Source organism: Cyclobacterium sp. 1_MG-2023 (assembly GCF_030546805.1).
Lineage (GTDB): Bacteria > Bacteroidota > Bacteroidia > Cytophagales > Cyclobacteriaceae > Cyclobacterium.
Window position 1 is genome coordinate 306,685 of sequence record NZ_JAUOPC010000003.1, and the last position, 20,620, is coordinate 327,304.

The window sequence follows — 20,620 nt, forward strand, 5'->3', positions numbered from 1 at the left end:
TTTTTGCAAAGAGGATGGCAAAACAGCTATTGTCTTTTTGATGAGTCACGAACAATTAATTCATGCCTAAGGGTAATGGTGTTGGTTTTTTGGAGAATTTCGTGGTGCTCATCATCTAGGTGGTTGATTAAGTTTTTCATGGCTACTTCTCCCATATGGTAGCTTGGATAGTTTATTGTGCTAAGGTTTGGTTCAACCATTCTAGAAATTAGGTCATTGTTAAAACCCACAATCGCGATATCCTCAGGTACTTTAATATTTCTTCTCTTCAAAGCCATCAGACAACTGGCAGCACAAGTGTCATTTGACACGAGAAGGCCGTCCGGTTTTGGGTCAAGTTTAAGAATTTGTTCTACAATCCTCTCGCCTGACTCTTCCCCCAAATCATTGTTAATCACATTTTTTTCTTCAAAGACAATACCATGATCTAAAAGGGCGTATTTATATCCTTTTAACCGGTCGGCATAAACATTTATTTTAAGATTACCTAAAACATGAACAATTCGCTTACATCCTACTTTGATTAAATGACTGGTAGCATCATAAATGGCTTGAGTATTGTTGATTACCACACCGGTACAATTGTTGTTTTCCGGGACCCTATCAAAGAATAAAACCGGAATATGTTTTTTAAAAAAAGGAGAGAAATGTTCGATATCGTCAGTAGTGCCTGCTTTTGACACCAATAGGCCATCAACTCTACTGTTAAACATAGTTGTGGCGTTAGAAATTTCCTTTTCCAAAGATTCGGTGGATTGGCTGATGACCAAGTTGTAGCCGGCTTGGGTTGCAATTTCTTCCATTCCTGCCATTACAGAAGATTGGAAGGGACTGTTTAATTTTGGAATGATAACGCCTATACTTTTGGACCTTTTTTTACGGAGACTGGATGCGAAAATATTGGATTGATAACCCATTTTTTTTGCGGCAGTCAGAATTTTTTCCTTCGTGTTTTCTTTGACTCTTGGGTGGTTACTAAGGGCCCTACTCACCGTAGTAGGGGACAATCCAACTACTTTGGCAATGTCGTAAATCGTTACTTCTTTATCCATTTATTAGGTTACTTGGCGGTAATTAATCATAATACTACTTAAAAAAATAGAATAATGCAACCGATTTCAATTGTTGAAGGTATATGTGTACTATTTATGTGGTATGATTTTCATCTTTTAAATAAAGGTAAAATTTTAAAATAAGTATAAAAATAAAATTATATCTATCATTTTGTTGCCGGATAAACCATTATTCTTCCTATTATTTCCTGTGTCAATAGATGTTGTGCCTAATAAATTACTTTTTCAATGGTTTTTCTTCATCAAAACAGATAAAATAATTTATGAAATCGGTTGTATTGAATTAAATATATTGATATGTTTACGGAAAGAGACGTTTAAAGCAATATCCCAATAAAACTACAATATGAAATTGAATCAAATCCTCTGTTCTTTGATAGCATCTTTGCTTCCTCTGGTCGGGGTAGGACAAAGCATTGCAAAGATATCACTGGATGATGTGGAGCCTTCCAAATTTGCTTATCCTGTATCCATAGATTTAAATTCCATTACCGACCTGCCGGATTCACTTTTAACATTGGTATATATAAGTGAGGGCCAGGCAAATGAAATACCTTATCAGCTAGACAATTTAAATGGCAGGAAGTTAACTTGGCTGGTCAAGCCTAAGGAAGGCAAAACCAGTTATACCTATGAACTCCGAAAGAGCCATTCTAAAAGCGAAGCTGACCATTTTTTATCACTGGATCAAAGTGAAAAAGCCCTGGTTATCAAAAAAGCCGGATTGGATTTGTGGCAATACAACCAAGGCTTGGCCATGCCTCCCGAGGGAGTCGCACTTGCTTATGCTCGAAGCGGGTTTGTGCATCCCATGCGAACCCCTGAGGGGCTGTCGTTAACAAGAATTCAGCCTTCAGATCATTACCACCATTATGGGCTGTGGAACCCTTGGACAAGGGTGGGCTATAAAAATGATACAATTGATTTTTGGAACTTAAATGATAAACAAGGCACGGTCAGGTTTGCAAACTTTATCAATAGAACTTCAGGTCCGGTTTATGCAGATTATAAGGTTTTGCATGAACATGTGGTTATGAAGGATAGGGAAGTTCCGGAAGTCGCTTTTACTGAGGTGCAAGGAGTTAGGGTCTTTGCAGAAAAAGAGGATGACGGTTATTATTTGGCCGATATTAGTATAGTGCTGAATACTAATCCAGATGATTCGCTCGTACTACAAGAATACAGATATGGAAGCTTGGGTTGGAGGGCAACTGAATTGTGGGATCGATACAATAGTGAAGTGATTACTTCGGAAGGTCTAGATAGAAAATCGGCAGACGGTAGCTTGGCAAGATGGTGTATAGTACAAGGAGAGTTAGGAGATGATTATGGTGCCGTGGTCATGATGTCCTATCCGTCAAATTTCAATCATCCCGAGCCATTAAGGATTTGGCCGGAAGACATATATGATAGAGGAGATATGTATGCCAATTTTGCTCCGACAAAAAATAAGGATTGGGTGCTGGATGCGGGAAAAGCCTACCACCTTAATTACAGGTTTTTAGTATCTTCGAAGAAAATTAGTCCTGAAGAAGCAGAAGAAGCTTGGAGACAATTTGCTAAGGTTTCAAAAATTACCATAAATAAATTTTAGTATCCAATTATTATTCGTTCTAAATCAACCATACATAATGTTAAGTCGTACAAGAAAATCAACTTTAATCAAACAAATTCAATTGGCCGTTTTTATGGCTGTTATTGTCTTGTTTAGCAATTTTTCAGCTGAAGCCAAACCACCTAAAAATCACTTAAAGAATAAAAATGTATTGGTCTTTTTTAAAAATGGAGAAGGCTTTGTTCATGATAACATTCCTTTTGCGGTCGCTAGCCTTGAAAAATTGGCAGTGAAGTATAAATTTAATGTTACAGTGACCGATGATGCGGCTTATTTTACAGAAGAAAATCTTAAGTCCATAGATTTAATGGTCTTCCCTAGTACCAATAATGAAGTCTTTACCGATAATAGTCAGAGGTTGGCTTTCAGAAGATACATTCAATCCGGAGGAGGAATTGTTGGTATTCATTCCGCAGTAGGTACAGAAAGAAATTGGGAGTGGTTTAAAATGCTTATTGGTGGAAGGTTCGTATGGCATCCAAAATTTCAAAAGCTTGCCATCACCAAAATTGACCCAAGTCATGTGTCCATGGATGGTTTACCTACTATATGGGAAAAGGAAGATGAATGTTACCTAATGAAAGAGCTTTATCCTGGAATTAAAGTAGTGATGGCCCATGACCTTACCTCTTTAAATGGGGATCAAAAAGATAGAGTTGAAGAATTAACTGCTTCTTTTCACAGGTATTACCCTGCGGTTTGGCACCAGGACTTTGATGGGGGAGTTGCTTGGGTGACGGCTTTAGGTCACCATAAAGATGATTATGAAGATCCGGTTTTTCTAAAACACATCTACCAAGGGATGAACTATGTGGCCGGTCGTATAAACAAGAAGGACTATACCAAAGCTTATGCTAAAGCTTGGGACAGTCCGGTTCAATTTAAATAAAAACATACTATAAAATAAGTAACTATAAGTCTATAGAACGATAACAAAAATGTTTCTATGAAAAACCTCAAAAATAACAGTGAATCCAGAAGGAACTTTATAAAATCTACCGGGAAAGGAGCTTTAGCTGCTTCTTTGGCCGTTACAGGGTTTCCAACCATTGTTCCTGCTTCAGTATTAGGAAAAAATGCTCCAAGCAATAAGATCAATATCGGTCAAATTGGCTTTGGAAGGATTGCCATGACACATGACCTGCCTGAAACATTAAAGAATGACATTGCTAGGGTAATTGCAGTGGCCGATGTAGACAGCAATCGTGGCGCACAAGGCAAAAAGTGGATTGAAGGAGTTTACGAGAAAAAGACCGGCAAAGCCAAATATGTTGACGTCAGTGTATATGACAATTTCAAGGAAATGATCCAGCGCAAGGATTTGGATGCGGTGATTGTCAGTACTCCAGACCACTGGCATGCACAGCCGGCAATGGAAGCAGCACTAGCTGGGAAAGACGTCTACCTGCAAAAACCTACGTCTTTAACCATCGAAGAGGGTAGAATGCTTAGTGATACGGTTCATAGAACAGGTGCTATTTTTCAGATGGGAAGTCAGCAACGGTCCCAAAACCCATGGCCTCAGTTTAAAAGAGCTTGTGAACTGGTTCGAAATGGGCGCATTGGAAAGGTTAAAAAAATATTTATTGGTTTGCCCGGTGATCCGGCTGGTGGAATAGCAACCGAGATGCCGATTCCAAAGAACCTTAACTATGAAATGTGGTTAGGTTCTACCCCTTGGGTGCCTTACACGCTTGATCGGGTTCATTCTCAAAATGACATTACATCCAGGCCAGGTTGGTTACGTTGTGAGCAGTTTGGGGCTGGGATGATTACAGGTTGGGGAGCCCACCATTTAGACATTGCACATTGGGCAATGGGGAAAGAATATTCCGGTCCTGTTGAAGTTGAAGCAACGGCCTCATTTCCCACTGAAGGCTTATGGACTGTCCACGGAGATTTCCACGTTAAGGCCAAGTATGACAATGATGTTATCATGGAAGTAAGCGGAGATTATCCCAATGGTGTACGTTTTGAAGGTACTGAAGGATGGATTTTTGTTGCCAGGGGAAATGTTGGCGTGACAGCCAGTGATCCGGTACCAGGCGGTAAAGCAAGTGAGGCATTTAAAGCGAGCGACCAAAAAATCCTTACTTCTGAAATAGGTCCGGATGAAATCCATCTTTATGAGAGTGAAGAACAGCATAAAAACTGGCTTGACTGCATCGTTTCAAGGGAACAACCCATCGCCCCTGTAGAAGTAGCTCATAGGTCATGCAGTGCTTGTTTGGTTTCTCATATAGCCATGAAGCTTCCAAGGAAACTGTACTGGGATCCTGTTAAGGAGAAATTTAAAAACGATGATGAGGCCAATGCAATGCTATCTCGTCCACAGAGATACCCTTATGGAACGAATAATGTAATATGATTTAACCATTATAATAAGGATGACATTAATTCAAAGCTGGCGTTGGTTTGGCCCCAATGATCCGGTAAGTCTTAGAGATATAGAGCAGGCAGGAGCTACAGATGTAGTTTCTGCCTTGCATTATATACCCCATGGAGAAGTTTGGCCGCTGGAAGATATTTTAAAAAGGAAAGCCCTTATCCAATCGGCAGGATTAAAATGGTCTATTGTAGAGTCTGTTCCTGTTCATGAAGCCATTAAAACCAGAAATGATGAGAGTGAGTATTATATAGAAAATTATATTCAAACTTTAAAAAACCTCTCAAAAGCCGGACTTAAACTTGTTTGTTATAATTTTATGCCTGTGCTGGATTGGACTAGGACAGACCTCTCTTACTCGTTGCCCAATGGTGCCAAAGCCCTATATTTTGATTGGTCGGATCTAGCGGCTTTTGATCATTTCATACTGCAACGGAAGAATGCTTTTACATTTTATTCTGAGGAAATAGTAGCATCAGCTAAAGGTCGATGGACCGGGATGAGCGAGGCTAGAAAAAAGGAACTTTCGGATATTGTACTAATGGGAGTGCCTACCGAAAAAAGCATGCCTAAGGAGGACTTGATGAAAAGCATCAGTATCTATGAGCAAATAGGGAAATCAGGACTAAGGGATAACCTTGTTTATTTCCTGAAATCCATACAACAGACCTGTGAAGAGGAAGAAATCACCATGACCATTCATCCTGATGATCCACCATATCCGATTTTAGGTTTGCCTAGAATTGCCTCAGATGAGGAGGACTTATTATATATCATAAACAAAGTCCCCGAATCCTTTAATGGGATTTGTTTTTGTACCGGTTCTCTTGGTGCAGGAAAGCACAACGTACTGCCAGAAATTTTGGCTAAGGTTGGAGCTAAGGTACATTTCGCCCATTTAAGAAATGTTAAAAAAAACAGTAAGGGGGATTTTTATGAAGCGGAACACTTAGATGGCGATGTAGATATGGCCACGATTATGGAGCAACTAATAATCTTAAATAAAAACCGAGAGAGGCCTATCTTCTATAGGCCTGACCATGGCCATCAAATATTGGATGACTTAAAGAAGGAAACCAATCCGGGATATTCAGCCATTGGTCGTTTGAAAGGTTTGGCCGAACTCAGGGGATTGGAAATAGGTTTGGATAGGTAGAAATTGTTATAGGAAGAGCTCTTATTTCCTAAAGTATTTGTTTCAAAACCAATTACTTTGTTGTAATTTTTAAACCTTCCCTAGGGTAGATTGATCCAACCTATCTATTCAATTTCCCAACCTCAAAAATCTTAAACCGCTAGTGGTTGCCTTACTCATTGTGCTGCAACATTATAATTCGAATTAGCATTTAAGATTACGGTTCAGCCTAATAACCAAATGTAGATTAATCAGTTGAATAGAATTAGGGCAGTATTGGTGTTTTTTTGCTCTGGTACTGTGCTAATCTACACTTCATAACTTCGAATCAAACTTGTCTAAAGGGCATGGTGACCCCTGTTAAATAATATTTAAGTTCTTGTTAACAATAGGATTGTTTGGCTCTTTCGGTATAATAATCGTTTGAAATTTTGGGAAAAGGGAATTACCTTGTTCTTTCATTGTAATAAAGAAAATTGATTAACCCATCTGAAGAAAAATGTCCTTCCAAAACCCAATGATTAGTAAAATTTCCTTTAAGGTAGAGTTTGATTGCAGTATTTTAGGCCTCATTATTTTGGCTTTAATGCTCAATCCATTTATGCTTCACAAGAGCATGGGACAAAACATTGAAATGCCAATTAAAGGCTTTTGTGCCCACAGGGGAGCCATGACAAGTCATCCTGAGAACACCATTCCTGCCTTTGAACAATCCATCGCCTCGGGAGCTCAGATGATTGAGTTTGATGTTCAGTTTAGCAAGGATTCTGCCCTTATTATCATGCATGATGGTACCTTGGACAGGACTACCAACGGTAGTGGGGAAGTAGCATTGATGGATTCAAATGAGATTAGAAGTTTGGATGCAGGGAGTTGGAAGGGGGAAGCTTTTGCGGGTACAAAGGTGCCTGTTTTAAAAGAAGTTTTAGAGATGATGCCGGCTAATATTTGGTTAAATGTTCACCTAAAAGGTGGATATGAGTTGGGTAAAAAGGTGGCAGCCCTTATTCTGGAAATGGGCAAATCGCATCAGGCAGTAATGGCAGTCAAGGCAGATGCTGCAAAAGGGGCCAGGTCCGTGTCAGACAAAATCTTGATTTGCAATATGGAAAGACAATCTGGAGGATTAGACTATGTAGAAGGAACCATTGCAATGAAGGCTAATTTTATTCAATTAAAAGGGCCCGTAACTGAGGATTTTCAAAAGTATACCAAAAGCCTTGATGAAAAAGGTATAGGTGTAAATTATTTTGGGACAGATGACCCTGCGGTTTTTAAGCAATTGTTTGACCTTGGGATAGCGTTTCCCCTAGTCAATGACATAGTTACAGCCATGCAATATGCCGATGAATTTGGGATTAAACCCGTGGTGCCAAGTTATAGTGCTCTCAAGAAACCTTAATTAAAGGATTTTATTGATCTATGGGCGTAATTAAATGGTTGCAATGGAGAGGAGTCTATTTAAGCATGATAGATGGCTAAACTTTCCTGAAACTTATTCCAAAATGATTAAAATATTATAGAAAATTGCTTTCGCGTTTTTTTTCAGATGTCAATTATATTTTAGAGCTAATTTATTTGTAATCAGGTGTTAAGCGCGATATTTTTCGTTATAAAGGATTAGGTATTTAAAATTCCTTAATCATTTTATTTTAGTTATTTCGAAAAATTTTAATTTTTTTGATAAATAAAAAATAGCTTTATTTAGCGGTCAAATTATCCTATAAAGCTAATTGAACTTAACCGATAAAGATCTTAGTCGTCTCCTTTATAAAGGAAAAGAGGAAGCTTTCAATGCTATTTACGAGAAGTATTGGAAGAAGCTTTATGTTTATGCCTTCAAAATTTTTGAAGATCAGATTGTTTGTGAAGATATTGTACAAGAGGTATTTGTGAATTTATGGGAAAGAGCAAAGTCTAATGAAATTGTAAAGCTGGAAAGCTATCTTTTTAGAGCGGTTAAATTTCAGGCGATGAATGCCATTAGGAATTTGAAACCAACGACTGATTTTGAAGAGTTATTTAATCATTTACCTGATAATTTGGGTGTAGACTTACTTTTGGAGGAAAAAGAGATGGCATCTAATTTAAAGATTATCGTCAACCAATTACCAGCCAAGTGTAGGGAAGTTTTCATTTTGAGTAGAGAAGAACAACTGTCAAACAAAGAAATTGCAGGCCAATTGAATATCTCAATCCGTACTGTTGAAGCGCATTTAAATAAAGCCTTAAAATTTATTAAAAATAATATGAACGGAATATTTTTTTGTTTTTCTCAATTTTTAACCCTCTTATTTAGATAAATTTTTTTGATTTCTATATTTTGTAAAATTATAATTTAAAAATATGTCATTAGTTTTATTAATAAATTATTAAAAGTATCTTTTTGTTTAAATAAATTTTTTACTTTCTAAGTGTAAAGCGAGTTTCATGTTACTTATATTTTGACAAGCATGAAATCAATGAACAAAGAAATATTTATAGCTTTATTAAAGAAGCAGGCCAAAGGGGAGGCTAGTAGAGAAGAAATAGATCAATTAAATCAGATTTTAGATCTAATTCAGAAGAGGGAAATAGATTGGCCACTTTCTCCGGCTGAGGAATTGGCACTAAAATACAATGTCAAGCAAAGAATTGATGAAAGGAGAAAGGGCAAACAGCTTTCGATTAAACCCTTAACTATTCTTAAATGGGCCGCAGTTTTATTGATCGGCTTTTCCCTTACTTATATTTTATTGTCTTCCGGCTTTGGGAGTAGTACTGATCAAGAATGGGTAGATAAAGTAACCAGTCAAACTCAGAAAGGAACCTTTACTTTGCCGGATGGTTCTACAGTTTTTTTAAATACCAATTCCCGCATTCGTTTTCCAATGACCTTTTCCGATAACAAAAGAGAGGTGATCTTGGAAGGAGAAGGCTTTTTTGATGTAGTTAAAAATAAGAAAAAACCATTTGAGGTGATTAGTAATGGGGTTTTAACCCGAGTATTAGGAACTTCCTTTAATATTAATGCAGCCAATGAGGGATTGGTTGAAGTGGTCGTTGCAAGTGGAAAGGTTGGTGTAACAAATGATCTTACTGAAGGAGCAAATTTAAATTTAATAGCCCCGAACCAAAAAGCCACCGTCAACCGATTCAACGAAAAGGTTCATGTGGAAGAAATTGATATTGACGAAGAACTGGCCTGGAAAGCTGAAAAGATGTCTTTTGACTTTGTTCCCTTTGAAGAAGTAATTACCACTATTGGATCCATGTACCACATTCAAATTGAAATACAAGGAGACGTAGATGAATCCTGCACCATTCGTTCCACCTATTCCAATAAAAGCCTTTACTCTATTCTTTATGGATTAAAAAACATAGTTGATTTTGAATGGGAAAAAGTAGATGATAGAAAGATTATTATAAACTATAAAAGTTGCATCAATTAAACGAGACTGCCTATGTAAGCTTAATAACTTTAAACCAAAAAGATCCGGAACTGCTGCAACAGTTCCGGGATTAAATCAAAAGGTAATATCCGAGTCCGGCTAAAACCTACATTAATTAATTTAACCTTATAAAAGTATGAAAAATTATTTACTGAGGATAATTGTGCGTATTACAAAACAAACTTTAAAACTCTTCTTACCCATGTTGTTGGGAATCCAGACCTTGGTGGCAGAGCCCTCTACCAGTCAAAGTTTGGAAGATTACCAAGTTCAGTTGTATGCCAATGGAGAATCGTTGGTAGAAGTACTGAGCAAGTTAGAAAAGCAAACTGATTTCGTTTTTGCTTACAACCAATCTGTATTGACAGACAAAACCAAAGTTAGGCTTAGTGTTTCCACAAACCTGAAAGAGGCACTTGAAAAGTTATCGGCCTTAGTGGCTTTTGACTTTAAAAGGGTCAACGAAAATATATACGTAATAAAGAAGCCAAAGGTTAATAAACTGTCACCGGTTTTAGCAAAAAATAAAATCGAAAAATTTGCTATAGACATTAGAGGCACGGTGGTGGACGAAACCGGTGCCCCAATACCTGGGGTCACAGTATCTATACCGGGAACCTCCATAGGTACCGCTACGGATTTAGATGGTAAATACTCCATCAGTGTTCCTGAAGGGTCTGAATTGGTTTTTTCTTTTATAGGTTATGAAGCTCAGCAAATTAAGGTGGGATCTCAAAGCGTTATAAATGTAACGCTTGTTGAAGAAATTTCTTCATTGAATGAAGTGGTAGTTGTTGGTTTTGGGGAGCAGAAAAAGGCTAACCTGACAGGAGCAGTTACTACCATAGATGCAGCTGTAATTGCAGAAAGACCGGTACAAAATGTTGGACAAATGCTTCAAGGTGTTATCCCGGGATTAAACTTACAAACAGGTGGCCTTGGTGGTGAGTTGGACCAATCTCTGAATTTCAATATTAGAGGCGCCGGTACTATAGGTCAGGGCTCTACTTCTTCCCCTTTGGTACTAATCGATGGAATGGATGGAAATCTGAATGCACTAAACCCGCAAGATATTGAAAATATTACCGTGCTAAAAGATGCCGCTGCGGCTTCTGTTTATGGTTCAAGAGCGGCATTTGGGGTGATTTTAGTAACTACTAAAAGTGGTAAGGAAGGAAAAGCTAAAGTGAATTATAACAATAACTTCCGCTTCGGTCAGCCTAGAGGTTTACCCGAAATGATGGATTCACATACTTTTGCTTTGTATTATAATGAAGCTGCTTATCATGCCGGGAGAAGCCCCATATTTGACGATGAAACCATAGACCGCATCGTACAATACCAAAATGGTACACTGGAAACTTCTACTATACCGGATAATAATGGTGAACGCTGGCAATATTATTCTGCCTCCAACGGAAATACCGATTGGTTTGCAGAGCAATACAAGTCCATGACCTTCAGTCAGGAACATAATTTGAGTGTGAATGGTGGAAGTGAAAATGCCAAATACTATGTTTCAGCCAATTATCTGGATCAGGGAGGACTTACCCGACATGCAGACGATAACTTTAACAGGTACGGAATCACAGCGAAAGTTGACCTTAAGATCAATGACAAGCTTTCCTTTTTATATAACAATAGGTTTGTGAGGGAATATTTCACAAAAGCCATGCATTTGAACAACCTGTTTTATCACAATGTTGCCAGAAGATGGCCTACTGTGCCGGTAAAAGATCCCAATGGCTATTATTCATATCCTTCTGAAATCAATCAGATGAAAACAGGAGGTAGGGTAAATAATTTGAAAGACTTTTATTATATGCAGGGTCAGTTGACCTATACCCCTAAAGAAAACTGGAATGTCATTGCCAGCATTAATTATAGGTTGATTAACACCAATAATGACACAAACGTTTTACCTGCCTTTGCTTATGATGTAGACGGTGAAGCATATCCTGCACCTGTGTTCTGGAATGCAGCAGGGCATACTGCTGTAAGCCAGTTTAACCAGAAAGAGGATTTCTTTACCACAAATATCTATTCTGATTACAGCTTTGAGATTGGAGAAGGTCATAATTTTAAAGTAATGGCCGGTTTCAATTCTGAGTTGAATAAATACAGAAATATCAGTGCTAGTAGAACAGGTTTAATTACACCCACTGTAATTTCTATCAATACGGCTACTGACAATTTCCAAAATGCAGGTGCCCTTAATCACTGGGCTACCGCCGGTTTCTTTGGAAGATTGAACTATAACTACAAAGAAAAATACCTTTTTGAATTCAACTCAAGGTATGATGGCTCTTCAAGGTTTATTCAGGACTTGAGATGGAACTTGTTCAATTCTGCATCAGTAGGTTATAATTTAGCGCGAGAAGACTTTTGGACTTGGGATGACAAAATTCAAATGTTTAAAATCAGGGGCTCTTATGGAGAACTGGGCAACCAGAACACTTCAAGCTGGTACCCTTTTTACCTTACCCAGCCTTTCTCAGTTAATTCCGGAAGTTGGTTAGTGAATGGTGTAAAGCCAAATACTGCCACTGCTCCAGGCCTCATCAGTAGGTTCATGACATGGGAAAGGGTAAGAAGTTACAATATAGGTTTGGATATGGGGATGTTTGACAATCGCCTGACCCTGAATTTTGATTACTTCACCCGTTTGACTTTAGATATGGTAGGTCCGGCTCAGGAGTTGCCTGCAATCTTGGGAACAGGTGTTCCGCTTATAAATAATGCTGATTTAAAATCTTGGGGATTTGAATTTGAATCTACTTGGAGAGACAATATCGGAGACTTTAATTATTCTGTGAGAGGCGTGCTTTCTGACGATCAAATGAAAGTCACAAAATATCCCAATGATACCTACAACCTCAGTCAATGGTATGAAGGTGAATTGAGTGGCAATATTTGGGGTTATGAGACAGTTGGGATTGCAAAAGATCAAGCAGAAATGGATCAGCACTTGGAAACAACCAACCAAAACCAAATGGGTACCAATTGGATGGCCGGTGATATCATGTACAAGGATTTGAATGGTGATGGAACTGTCAATGCCGGAAGCAATACACTTGGTGATTCAGGTGACAGAAAAATAATAGGAAATTCTACCCCTCGATTCAGATATAGCCTGGACCTTTCCGGACAATATAGAAATTGGGATTTCAGAATTTTTATTCAAGGTGTAGCTAAAAGAGACTGGATGCCAAACGGACCGTACTTTTGGGGTACTGGAGGTCAAAATATGTGGCAGGCAGCTGGATTTATGGAGCACATGGACTTTTACAGGGACGAGAATTCTCCAATGGTACAAGCCGGATTGGCAGGCGTGAATCTAGATTCCTATTTTCCAAGACCAGTCTTTGATAATGGTAAAAATAACCAAACGCAAACAAGGTTTTTACAAAGTGCAGCTTATATGAGGCTGAAGAACTTACAAATTGGATACAGTCTCCCATCAGCAATTGTCTCTAAGCTCGGTGTCGGCAACGCTCGCTTTTATGTGTCAGGAGAAAATCTTTTAACCTTCTCTAAAATGTCTAAAATATTTGATCCTGAATCAGTGGGATTATCAGGCTGGAATGATGGTAAAACCTATCCTTTCTCAACTGTTTATTCATTGGGTCTAAATGTTAACTTCTAAAGAGAATTTGTGATGAGAATACATATAAAATCTAAATTATATATAGCCTTAGCAATGGCATTGTCATTGTTGAACATGTCTTGTAATGAGTTTCTGGAAAGAGAGCCTTTATCCGTAGTTACACCAGAAGCTTACCTGCACTCAGAAGCCGATTTGGCGGCCTACACCATTGCCAATTATGCTTTTCCTACACATTCCGGATGGAATGTAGGTACCTTTGGCTATGACAACCATACAGATAACCAAGCCACTACCAATGCAAGCAATAGGTGGATACCTGGAGAATATAGAATTGGCCAAACAGGTGGTTCATGGAGTTTTGGACAAATTAGAGACATGAATTATTTCTTGGAAACTGTTGTCCCTCGTTGGAAAGCCGGTGGGATTTCAGGCAGTACTTCCAATGTGGAGCATTATGTAGGAGAAGGGTATTTTCTAAGAGCCTATGAATATTTTAATAAGGTGCAAAACTTGGGGGATTTTCCAATTGTTAAAAATACCCTCCCTGATGATTTGGAAACTTTGACCGAAATTTCTATAAGGAAACCTAGAAATGAAGTGGCAAGGTTTATTATTTCTGACCTTGATTCTGCTATCAATCTATTATTGGTAAGCCCTCCCGGAGGAAAAAATAGAATCAATCAAATGGCAGCATTGACTTTCAAATCAAGGGTAGCTTTACATGAAGCCACATGGTTGCTTTATCATAAGGGTACAGCCCATGTGCCTGGTGGACCGGGATGGCCTGGAGAGGCTGATAATCCTAACTTCAGTTTGGATATAGATCAAGAAATTGATTATTTTCTTGGTGAAGCAATGGAAGCTGCTGAGCTGGTTGCTGATCAGGTTTCATTGACAAGTAATACCCTAGACAATGGTTATGATTCCTCAGAAAATCCTTACCATAAAATGTTTGGAGACTTGGACATGAGTCAATATGAAGAGGTTTTGTTATGGAGACAATACGACCATACTCTTGGTATTCGTCACAACATCAATGCTTATATCAATTCCAACGGAGGGAATACCGGATATACCAAAGGTTTGGTGGAAAGCTTTTTGATGGCCAATGGTTTACCCATATATGCAGATGGATCAGGATATCATGGAGATGATTTTATTTCCGATGTAAAAGCGGATAGGGACAACAGGCTTCAATTATTTATGAAAGATGCAGGTGAAGTCAGGTTAATAGGCCAAACCAATGCAGATGGATCACCTGTTCTCATAACTGAGCCTGAAATTATTGGTAACCAAGAAACCAAATATGTAACCGGATACGGAATTAAGAAAGGTTTTAGTTATTTGCCTTCTCAGACAGTAGGTGAAGCAGGAACTGTAGGTTCTATGGTGTTCAGAGCAGCTGAAGCATACCTGAACTATATTGAAGCCTCTTACCTGGCCAAAGGAAGCATAGATGCAAAAGCAGCAGCTTATTGGGAAGCGCTAAGGGTGAGAGCTGGCGTTAGTCCGGACTTTAACCTAACCATTGCCAATACCGTGATTAGCAAAGAAGCTGAAGGGGATATGGGCGCTTATTCTGCCGGAGAAATGCTTTCAGATCCAATTTTGTACAACATCAGAAGAGAAAGAAGGAATGAGTTGATTGCTGAAGGTATGAGGTACTTTGACCTGAAACGTTGGAGAGCTTTGGATCAGCTTAAAACAGATCCCTATATCGTAAAAGGATTCAAGCTTTGGGGCCCGATGCAAAGTTGGTATGTGGATGAAGAGACCAGTGAAACATTATTGATTCCGGCCGGATCCGAAGGTTCAGCTACCCCGAATGTTTCTAATCCGGATGAAAGTGATTACCTGCTTCCTTACAGAATTATGCTTGGAGGTACTAATCTTGTAAAGGATGGATACGAATGGGCTTCTGCACACTATCTGGAGCCTATTGCTATTCAGCATTTTATCATTACTTCCCCAAGTGGAGATCCATCAAATTCAGTGATTTACCAAAATCCGGGATGGTCACTTCAGGCAAATGAAGGAGCATTGGAGTAATTACTTAACCGTATAAAACTAGAATTTCTAAAAAGCAATACCCTTTAGGGTGTTGCTTTTTTTTATAATGAACAGTGTAATTTTTTTAATAAGATTTAGGGTTTATAAAAATGAAGATTTAATAAGTTTAAACCCTGTGAAAAATTGCTTTTAGCAGGATATTTAATCATGATTAAGTGTTTAGTATTTATTTTAGTGTGTAAAATAAACAAAAAAATATGGTTTATTTTATATATTGTTGCCCGGTAATCGGATGGTTTTAAACCGATTTTATAATTCTTATAAAATGTTAAGAAATCAGATAACCCTAATTATCCTGTAATTATCAATTCAGGATCTTTTATAATTATTCAATAACCCAAAACAATAACCCCATGAGAAAAAAGTCTACAACCTTCCGGTTGGTATGGCTGCTTGTGTTTGCTGGAATCTTATTTTGTTTTCAGTTGCAAGTAATTGCCCATGCAGTTAAACCAACCCCCAATTTACCTTTTAAAATTGAGAATGGAATATCCAAAATCCACCTTCCGGCTTCTATTAGTGGGACGGTAGTTGATCAAGACAATGTCCCCATTCCCGGTGCCACAGTAATTGTGGTAGGCACAAATATCGGAACCGTTACTGATATAGACGGGAAATTTAATATTGAGGCTACCTCTGGACAGGTGCTTAAAGTTTCTTTCATTGGTTTCGAGTCTGAGGAAGTAACCATTGCCAATCAGACAGTAATTAATGTCGTTTTACAAGAAGACATGGCCTCACTTGAAGAGGTTGTTGTTGTTGGTTATGGTGTACAGAAAAAATCTGACCTGACAGGAGCTGTGGTAAGAGCTGACATTGAGGCTTTCCAGGAATCTCCAAATGTCTCTATTATGCAATCCCTACAGGGCTCTGTTGCCGGTTTAAATGTGGGACAAGTGAATCAGGCCGGTGGAGAGCCGGATATTCAGATTCGTGGACGTACCTCTCTTTCGGGAGAACAAAGCCCTTTGATTGTCATAGATGGGGTCATTTATAGGGGGAATATCAATGATTTAAACCCCAATGATATCAAGTCAATTGATGTGCTTAAGGATGCAAGTGCCGCCGCCATTTATGGTTCCCAAGCATCTAATGGTGTGATTATTCTAACCACCAAGAAAGGGGTGGATTTAGGAAAGCCAACCATTAATTACTCCAATAGTTTTACCTTTCAAAAGCCGATTAAAGAGTTTAGAACAGGTACGGCCGCCGATTATTTAAAGAAAACTGAAGAATCTGATTTGTACAATAGCCGTACTGAGGCATCGGGATACTTGGAGCCCAATCCTAACTGGGAGCCCTCCTCCAACTTTAAAACAAGCGATGAAATTTTGGCCTATAACCAAGGACGGTCAGACAATTGGTATGGCCTGATGACCAATGACAACCCCTATATACAAAATCATAATTTGTCTCTGGCAAATGCTACCGAACGATCAAATTATTACATTTCACTCGGCCATACCGATCAAAAAGGCCATTTGGTGAATGAAGGTTACAATAGAATTAATGCAAGGGTTAATCTGGAGACCACTGTAACGGATTGGTTAACCTTCGGCTTGCAATCTTCTTTTACAAGGAGCAACTATATGGGCCCAACACCAAGCTTAGGGAATCGGTATTTATCTCCTTTTGCCACTGTTAGGGATGAGAATGGAGAATACATCCAGATTACCGGAGGAAACACCATTAACCCCATGGTGCAATTGGAAGCAGACCTTGTAGACAAAAGGCTTAATTTCTTTGGTAACTTTTATGCCCAGATAGACTTTCCTTTTTTGGAAGGCTTAAGTTATAAGGTCAATTATCTTAACAATTATACAACGAATCAAGATTACTATTTTAGAGAATATGCCAGTAATTTTCAAGGCGGAGGCCAAAAGATGTATCAATTGAATTATAATTGGTCAAGTGATCATATCCTTACCTATAACAAAACCTTCAATGATGTTCACAATGTATTCCTAACCTTGCTTTACGGAGCTGAGAGCCGTGAATCAGAATACACCCAAGCGACCTCATTTATCTACGCCAATACAGCACTAGGGTACAATAGCCTTCAATCCGGAAGTGCAGACCAACAACGCACTAGTTCAGGGGCTTGGGATGAGTCCAGCCTTTATCAAATGGCCAGGTTATTTTATGGATATGACCACAGGTATTTGTTCACAGGGACCGTCAGGAGAGATGGTTTTTCCGGCTTTGGGGCTACCAATAAATTTGGCATTTTTCCATCGCTATCTTTTGCCTGGGCTGCTAGTGAAGAAAAATTTATAGCTGACAATGCGAATTGGTTGAACAATCTTAAATTAAGAGTGTCCTATGGATCTAATGGAAACAGAACGGTAGGCAGGTACCAAACATTAGCCACCGTGGCCGGAGGGTTTAACTATATTACTGCAGATGGCACACCGCTTTATACCCAGGCCATAGACAAACTGGCTAGCCCAAATCTTAAGTGGGAAACCACCACAGGGGTCAACTTAGGAGTGGATTTTGCAATTCTCGGAAATAGGATTAGTGGATCCATAGATTATTACAATAACGAGACCACAGACTTATTGTATCAGGTAGACATACCCGGTATCAGTAGGTTTGAAACTTTCCCGGACAACCTTGGCCGAATTCATAACCAAGGGCTGGATATAGCCATCACCACTGCCAATATTAGGAAAAATGATTTGACTTGGGAAAGTACTTTTATGTTTTCAAGAAATAGGAACGAACTCAGAGAATTGCTGGGTTTTGACCTCGATGGAGATGGGGTAGAGGATGATTTGGTTTCTGAAGGTTTATTCATCGGTTATCCTTTGGATGCGATCTTTGATTATTCCATCAATGGATTATGGCAGGTAAATGATGAAATTCCTGTTTATTCTGACTTGGGGGCCTACAAGGTGGTGGATATCAATGGAGATGGAGACATAGATCCAGCGGATCGAAGTATAATTGGCTATGAAGAGCCTTCCTATCGCTTTAGTATTGCCAATACCGTTACTTATAAAAATTGGACATTTAGACTATTTATCAATTCTATTCAAGGGGGGAATTCAAGGTATTTGGGGATGGACAATATCAATAGTTGGCAAATTATTAATCAAGAAAATCACTTCAATAATGATTTTCCATTGGGCTTGGATTACTGGACACCGGAAAATACCGATGCTATTTATGAGCGCCCCAATATTAATATTTCCAGTGGTATAGCGGGAACAAGGTACATTCCTAGAAGCTTTGTAAGGCTACAGGATGTTTCTCTGGCTTATAATTTCCCAAGGGGATTGTTGACCAAGCTTAAAATTCAAAACCTTAAGGTATTTGTAAGTGGGAAAAACTTGTACACCCTAACCAAATGGCCTGGCTGGGATCCTGAAACCGGGCAAAATATTAACCGAACAGGAAGGCCCGTACTCAAGGGCTATTCCATGGGGTTAAACCTTGGGTTTTAATGATTTTTAGGCCATTAAATTTTAAAAGTATGAAAACGATAAAAAATAATTTCCTGATATTAATCGCATGCCTGTTGGTTATTGGATGTAATGAAGACAGTTTTTTAGAAGAGATCCCCAAAGATTTTCTTTCTCCAGAAATCGCCTATGTGACTGAAAATGATTTTGATGCCGCTGTTTTAAACCTGTATGCACAAGTTAGAAATGAATTCTTTACAAGTGATAACCAAAATAGCTTTCCCGCCATTTCATGGGATGGAACAGACATGGTATACGCGCATAAGAATTTTGGGACAAGACCTGATTGGGGAGGGTCGTTGCTTCTACCCACCAATACAAGTCTAGTGTATGAAGCCATGTGGAAACCTGCCTATCGCATTATCTATGATGTCAATGTAATCATAGGAAGATCCGAAGGTCCCCAAAGCCTATTAACAGCCGAACAAAAGAAAAGTACGCAAGCTGAGGCTGCCTTTTTTAGAGGTTATATGTACAAAATGTTGGCCAACCTGTATGGAGATGTGCCCATAGTTTTGGAGGAAGTAACTTCGCCAAGAAGAGATTTTGTTCGTTCCAGCAGAGAAGAGGTATACCGGCAAAGTGCTGCTGATTTATTATTGGCTGCCCAAGAATTACCTGATGTGGATGATGTGGATAATTCCAGAATCAATAAACTGGCAGCTTACCATTTATTGTCTGAGGTATATATTTCTTTGGGTAGGTGGCAGGAGGCCGTCGATGCAGCTTCGCAAGTTATTGATCATCCCCAAACTGCATTGATGACCGAAAGATTTGGATCAATGGTGGATCATCCTACATTTGGAGGGGATGTTTACTGGGACTTATTCAGACAAGGAAACCAAAACCGAATGTCCGGCAATACAGAGGCCATATGGGTATTGCAATACGAATTTAATGTCCCGGGGGGAAATGATGGTTTCCAATTGGAAAGGACAGTAATTCCGAGGCTTTGGCAAGCCAAAATAGCCAATAATGATGGATCCGTTCACCCATTGATCCCTTATCCAAATACCAATTACTACGGCAGAGGATCAGGATTCATGAGCCCTACCCGTTATTTGTATGACAATATTTGGAGGAAAAGTGGCTATGATCAAGACATGAGGAATTCGGAGTATAATATAGTAAGGGATTTTATTGTCAATAATCCAAGCTCAGATCACAATGGGAAATGGGTCTTCAAAGACAATGTACCCATAGCCCTAAGTTCTGTAAATGATACAACAAGGAATTTCTTTCCAGTATTTGCAAAAGCTTCAGTAGTCGGTCAACACCCAACGGAATTGTACCATAATGATCAAACTGTCCCCGGGTCGCTTACCAATTCTGCCCAGCGAACTTTTAGAGACAGGTATGCCATACGCTTGGCTGAAACTTATTTGTTGAGGGCCGAGGCTTACCTTGGACTGGGAGATAAGGAAAACGCTGCTGCAGATGTAAATACGGTAAGGAGTCGAGCTCAAGCTCCGGATGTAAGTCCTGCAGATTTGGACATGGATTATTTATTGGATGAGCGCTTGCGTGAATTACATTATGAATCCTTTCGTTTGTTAACACTTACTAGGTTAGGTAAATTGGTGGAATGGACAAAAGCCAAGAATCCATGGGTAGGAGATTTGTACCAAAGTCACAATAATTTATGGCCCATACCTTTCAATGAAATTGAAAAAAATATTGAAGCAGATTTAGGTCAAAATCCGGGCTATTGATCAAGCTATCATAGGATGATAAGGCAGTGTTCATAAATAAGTCGGTATTATTGTCTAACCGAGGCAATAGTACCGGCCATTTCCACTGGTGTTCATAGCACTTCAACCCGAATTATTTTATAGG

Annotated in this window: 12 protein-coding genes; 11 read left to right on the top strand and 1 reads right to left on the bottom strand. The window is 38.9% G+C overall.

Annotated elements, in window-relative coordinates; genetic code table 11:
• Positions 1–26 precede the first annotated feature (26 nt).
• The gene (locus tag Q4534_RS05845) at positions 27–1,052 is read right to left on the bottom strand and encodes a LacI family DNA-binding transcriptional regulator (RefSeq protein ID WP_303612230.1); all 1,026 of its coding nucleotides are present in this window, start codon (positions 1,050–1,052) and stop codon (positions 27–29) included.
• A 367-nt stretch (positions 1,053–1,419) separates the two neighbouring features.
• On the opposite strand from Q4534_RS05845, the gene Q4534_RS05850 reads away from it, so the two are divergent.
• From Q4534_RS05850 to Q4534_RS05900, 11 genes are all read left to right on the top strand, one after another.
• Positions 1,420–2,667 carry a PmoA family protein gene (locus Q4534_RS05850; protein ID WP_303612231.1) on the top strand — a complete coding sequence of 416 codons (1,248 nt, stop codon included), beginning with the start codon at positions 1,420–1,422 and terminating at the stop codon, positions 2,665–2,667.
• A gap of 37 nt (positions 2,668–2,704) precedes the next feature.
• The gene (locus Q4534_RS05855) at positions 2,705–3,577 is read left to right on the top strand and encodes a ThuA domain-containing protein (RefSeq protein WP_303612232.1); all 873 of its coding nucleotides are present in this window, start codon (positions 2,705–2,707) and stop codon (positions 3,575–3,577) included.
• Between the two features lie 57 nt (positions 3,578–3,634).
• Complete coding sequence (locus Q4534_RS05860) at positions 3,635–5,056, top strand: Gfo/Idh/MocA family protein (protein WP_303612233.1); 1,422 nt, start codon at positions 3,635–3,637, stop codon at positions 5,054–5,056.
• Positions 5,057–5,075: 19 nt separating this feature from the next.
• Positions 5,076–6,230, top strand: a complete 1,155-nt coding sequence (gene uxuA, locus Q4534_RS05865; protein WP_303612234.1) for a mannonate dehydratase — start codon at positions 5,076–5,078, stop codon at positions 6,228–6,230.
• Positions 6,231–6,726: 496 nt separating this feature from the next.
• Positions 6,727–7,611 carry a glycerophosphodiester phosphodiesterase family protein gene (locus Q4534_RS05870; protein WP_303612235.1) on the top strand — a complete coding sequence of 295 codons (885 nt, stop codon included), beginning with the start codon at positions 6,727–6,729 and terminating at the stop codon, positions 7,609–7,611.
• A 331-nt stretch (positions 7,612–7,942) separates the two neighbouring features.
• Positions 7,943–8,512, top strand: coding sequence for an RNA polymerase sigma-70 factor (locus tag Q4534_RS05875; protein WP_303612236.1), 570 nt, complete (start codon positions 7,943–7,945; stop codon positions 8,510–8,512).
• A gap of 159 nt (positions 8,513–8,671) precedes the next feature.
• Complete coding sequence (locus Q4534_RS05880; RefSeq protein ID WP_303612237.1) at positions 8,672–9,640, top strand: FecR family protein; 969 nt, start codon at positions 8,672–8,674, stop codon at positions 9,638–9,640.
• A 136-nt stretch (positions 9,641–9,776) separates the two neighbouring features.
• Entirely contained in the window at positions 9,777–13,286 is a 3,510-nt protein-coding gene (locus Q4534_RS05885) for a TonB-dependent receptor (RefSeq protein ID WP_303612238.1), read from the top strand.
• A gap of 12 nt (positions 13,287–13,298) precedes the next feature.
• Positions 13,299–15,296, top strand: a complete 1,998-nt coding sequence (locus Q4534_RS05890; RefSeq protein ID WP_303612239.1) for a RagB/SusD family nutrient uptake outer membrane protein — start codon at positions 13,299–13,301, stop codon at positions 15,294–15,296.
• A 374-nt stretch (positions 15,297–15,670) separates the two neighbouring features.
• Positions 15,671–18,766 (top strand): TonB-dependent receptor, encoded by a 3,096-nt coding sequence (locus tag Q4534_RS05895; RefSeq protein WP_303612240.1) that lies wholly within the window; start codon positions 15,671–15,673, stop codon positions 18,764–18,766.
• A 29-nt stretch (positions 18,767–18,795) separates the two neighbouring features.
• Positions 18,796–20,496, top strand: coding sequence for a RagB/SusD family nutrient uptake outer membrane protein (locus tag Q4534_RS05900; protein ID WP_303612241.1), 1,701 nt, complete (start codon positions 18,796–18,798; stop codon positions 20,494–20,496).
• Positions 20,497–20,620 lie beyond the last annotated feature (124 nt).